At 52.6% G+C, this 4,219-nt stretch carries 3 protein-coding genes and 1 pseudogene; 3 read left to right on the top strand and 1 reads right to left on the bottom strand.

The features are described 5' to 3' along the window. Positions 1 to 162, bottom strand: a pseudogene (locus PO883_RS33850) (IS6 family transposase); the annotation flags it as partial. Positions 163 to 684: 522 nt separating this feature from the next. On the opposite strand from PO883_RS33850, the gene PO883_RS33845 reads away from it, so the two are divergent. The 3 genes from PO883_RS33845 to PO883_RS33835 all read left to right on the top strand — a co-directional run bounded on the left by PO883_RS33845 (position 685) and on the right by PO883_RS33835 (position 4,199). Further along, a complete protein-coding gene (locus tag PO883_RS33845; RefSeq protein WP_289313705.1) occupies positions 685 to 1,767 on the top strand; it encodes a ParA family protein in 1,083 nt (360 codons plus the stop codon). Positions 1,768 to 1,784: 17 nt separating this feature from the next. Then, a complete protein-coding gene (locus tag PO883_RS33840; RefSeq protein WP_289313704.1) occupies positions 1,785 to 2,750 on the top strand; it encodes a ParB/RepB/Spo0J family partition protein in 966 nt (321 codons plus the stop codon). A 354-nt stretch (positions 2,751 to 3,104) separates the two neighbouring features. Beyond that, positions 3,105 to 4,199 (top strand): hypothetical protein, encoded by a 1,095-nt coding sequence (locus tag PO883_RS33835; protein ID WP_289313703.1) that lies wholly within the window; start codon positions 3,105 to 3,107, stop codon positions 4,197 to 4,199. Positions 4,200 to 4,219: the final 20 nt, after the last annotated feature.

Genomic DNA, 4,219 nt, shown 5'->3' with positions numbered 1-4,219 from the left:
AAAACGAATCGCCCACCGGTTAATTGACGAATGGTCGACCGACACGCCGCGCTCTTCCATCATTTCCTCGAGGTGCCGGTAGCTCAGTGGATAGCCGGCATACCACCGGATGCAGACGAGGATCACATCGATAGGAAAGCGCATCCCTTTGAAGTTGAGCATGTCGATTTGTCCTGGGTTTGGGCGCCGCAGCTTACATGATTGCCCCGCCGACGTTCGCTAATGCGACAGAACCCATCGTGCTGCATGCCCAACAGCGCAACGCCGACCGACTTAGCTGGGCAGTGTCGGTGCTTTGGAAGCCGGCCGACACCGGCCACAATCCAGCCATGGTGGTGCGCACTAAAGGCACCCGCGCTGTCTTGCGCACCTTTCCCCCAGGCGCTACTTGGCTCGACGCTTTGGACGAGATTATCAATGAACGATCGAACCGAGCGGAGCCGATAGCGCCCGCGCCCACGGACGTGCCGAAATGAGGGCAGCACAATCACGCCGGCTTTCGTTCCTCGCAATTTTCGACTTGGTCAACACCGATTGAGAAGCTAATACCGTTTCTTGTGATCTAGATCTTTTAGGCAAGACAAGACCCCTATTAGACCCCCTTCCTGATTTTTCGGAAAATTGGTTGCAATTAGGCTTGTGGCCGAATATTATGCTCCTACCCTCGAAATTAGAAAGCCCACAATGGTTGCTGAAAATGTACTGCGCCCTTTCCATGGTGTTCGCCTCAAGCTTGCCAAGGAATTCATTGGTTTCACCGGGGCAGACAAGAAATTTCGTGAACTAGCGAAGGAAGTGGCAGGCGACAGCTCGCCCACTGCTGCGGGGGGAGCTCACAAAACATACCATGCGACAGAGATTCGACGCATTCGGCAGAAGCTATTGCCCGGCCTAATTGCCGAGGCATGTAGAGAATTGCCTCCAGTAGTCAACTTTCGCATGTCCAAAGGCGGAACAGGTAAAACAACCATCAGCTCGAACACCGCGACGTGCTTCGCGCAGTTTGGCTATAAAACCTTGGTAATCGATGGAGATCCACAAGGATCCTTAAGCAAGCAACTCGGTTTCGACATTAATCTTCCGCTTACTCATATAGGCACGCTATTAGAGCGCGCTTCCAGGAACCAGCCGACCAAAATTCGTGACGCTGTCGTGCCCGTTTATTCCGGTGGAATGCTCGATCTCATCCCAGCTGATATTACGCTCGCCAACGATTCATGGATGATTTCCGCCATGGGCCGCGAGACGCTTTTTCAGCGTCTCATGGAACAAGAAGCTGATTTTTTCAAGCAGTACGAGGTCATTATCATTGACTCCGCTCCTGGGACTTCCTTGCTCACAACCGTTTTTATGGCAGCGTGCAACATCATCACTGCCGTTGTCATTCCGGAAGCGCAATCGGTACTGGCCTTGGAGGTGCTTGAATCCAACATTCGCGAAATTAATCAATCCATTCGGCGGAACTCTCCGCCCTTGGGATTGCATATCATCGCAAACCGATACCGCCAGACGTATAAGTCGCACATTGATGCCTTGGAGAAATTGGGTAGCAAGTATTCTGCCTACCTAAACGATACCATCGTGCGCGATTTTGCAGGATTTTTGCGGGAAACTGACCTTGATGACTACACAAAGTCCGCGCCCGTGCTCGAAAAAGAACCGAACAGCGTAGGCTCACGCGATATCATTGATGTAACAAAAGCTCTTATCAAGCTGTACAACGTGAAATTAAGCGCTGCTCCGACCGTTGATGAGGTAGTGGCATGAGTAAGCAACGACAACCCATGAAATTTTCAGGACTTGTTGCGTCCGGGAAAATTGCGCCAAAAATTGATTTGTCGACAACCCAGGAATACGCAAACTCGCTTGAAAGTGGTGACGAGCGACGATCACGTGAGGCTGCTGTCGCAGCAGAGGCAGCGTCGTCCGTAACCAACACTGTCGGCCGAGAGGCACTGATCAACGTAGATTTGTTAGATGACAGCCCTTTCCAATACAGAAAAAAATACGATCCAGTAAAAATTGCTGAACTTGCCGGTTCAATGCTTGAGGCTGGTCAACGTACTCCAATTACTGTCCGCATTGTCCAGGCAGGTCGGTATGAGGTCATCAAAGGGCATTCGCGAAAATACGCGGCCAAACACGGCCTCATTCCCCAATTATCGGCGTTAGTGGTTGAGCGGACAGACCGCGAGGCCAAGCTTGACTGCATGCTCGACAATGAAGTTGAAGGGGTGTGTGAGTATGAACATGCTTTGATGTATCGGGATGCCTTAAAGGACGGCTACGCTTCCAATCAATCTCAGGTTGCTCGCCTATTTCGATGCTCACAACCTAAAGTCTCAAATTGCCTGTCGATGCTCGACCTGCCCGAGCCTGTGTTAGAAATGCTCGATGCCGATCCAGGGCTGATCGGAGCCAAAGCAGCGAAGGTTGTAACGGCGATGTGGAAGGAACAGCCGAGCAGTCACCACCTCATTCTCGAAGCCTTAGTGCGAGTCCAAACTGGGGCAGATCAAGCTACGATTAAAGGGTGGGTGGCCCAAAAGCTTGCATCCATCAAGAATACCGAACCCAAGAAGCTTGTGCGCCACTTCATCACTACCACCACTGGGGACGCGCGGTACGTTACGCTGGCCAAAGAACGGGACATTGTGATTCGCCTAGCGGACACATCCTTAGACCGTGATGAGGTTCACCAGAAAGTCGATGATTTTCTGAGAAGACTCGCCACCGAAGGCGGCGCATAATCTAATGAAATCAATGACTTATACTTTATTACCCGGTAATAATCGTAAGTTTACCCATAAACCAAACCCGGCCCAGAGCCGGGTTTGTCGTTTTTTCCTTGGAGGCTAACTTGATTTAGCACCTTACAAAAAAGAAAGCCCAGCTTGCAGGCCGGGCTTTCTTAACAACAGTTAATTAGAACACTACAGATACGGTGAAACCTCAGAACCTTCATCCTATACCCCAGTAGTGTGCTCGTCAAACACTTTGTAGGGCTGCTTGCCTTACAGATAGGATAGATTGTGCCCGCACAAACTCTTAGTGATATCGCTCGGCCATACTTGCATCTTCCAACGACCATACAAGCTGCCTTGATGAGGGTTGAAACCCACCCGACCTTCCGTCGGTTGACAAAAAGTACCCTTTTGGTCCTTAAAACCTTGGTGTCCAGGGCATCTGCTCAAAACGGCCTCTCCGTTATTCGCGCGCGTCTCGACCGTATGGCGACAGAGGCCAGCGTCAGCTACAAGACCGTGCAACGCGCGGTGCGCATCTTCCGGGATTACGACTGGGTCCTACCAGCGAGTGAGGGTCGATCCGAGTATGGGGTGTTCGAGTCACGACGTTACGTCTTCACGCATGCCCTGTGCAATTTAGTGGACTTGCCTACGATAACGAAGCAGAAGCCAGCCTCGACGCAACAGCAGTCGGCCCCAGTAGTGCGACAGGAGCATCAAGAGCCAACTGCAGCATCGGAATCGCACGAGTCAGCGACGCCGCAGGAAGAGCCGGCACCAGTTCTGCCACAGCCACAGCCAGAACCGGCCGTAGCGCCCGAGCCGCAGCTTTTAGCCGCGCCGCAAGAACAGCCAACGATAGCTACCTTGCAGGAAAAGCAAAGCCCTGTGGTGCCCCAAGAGACAGAAATGTCCGATGGTGCTATATACGTTGATCTTAGTTTAAAAAAAGATCTACAGGAGATTTCGATAGAAAATCGGAAGGGCAACCCCCCAACCCTGCCTCCAGCCGTCGCCATGATTCCCGCTGAAACGGGCATTTCGCCAACCGGCATCTGCAAGCTGCTCGGCATTGCGAAACAAGCAGGCCACCAGCTAGAGCACGTCTATGCGATCGCCAAGCCTTACCTTGCCAAGATCGGCATCAATTCCGCCCGGGCGTACCGCTACATCCTGACGATGCTGCACAACGCGAAAAAGGTTGACTATGCTGCCAAAGCAGCCCAGGCCCAGCGCATGAGCGACCCCGATCCGAACGCGGCGTTGAAGGCGATCGCCATGCAATGCCGCTACAAGCGCTACCAGCACATCGGCAAGAACATCGCGGTGCGTTTTTTCGATGGCACCGCCGAGGTGCGCATCGATGGCCACTTCGAGTTATACGGCGGCGCAAAAATGGTCGGGCTCTACAAAGGGGTCGCAAACGGCAATTTGCGCGAAGTGACCGAGTGATGAGCAGGGGTTATTTTTGG

Source organism: Massilia sp. DJPM01, from assembly GCF_030348125.1.
Lineage (GTDB): Bacteria > Pseudomonadota > Gammaproteobacteria > Burkholderiales > Burkholderiaceae_D > Telluria_A > Telluria_A frigida.
Note: the sequence above shows the minus strand (reverse complement) of the source record. Positions and strands in the feature narration are given on the sequence as shown.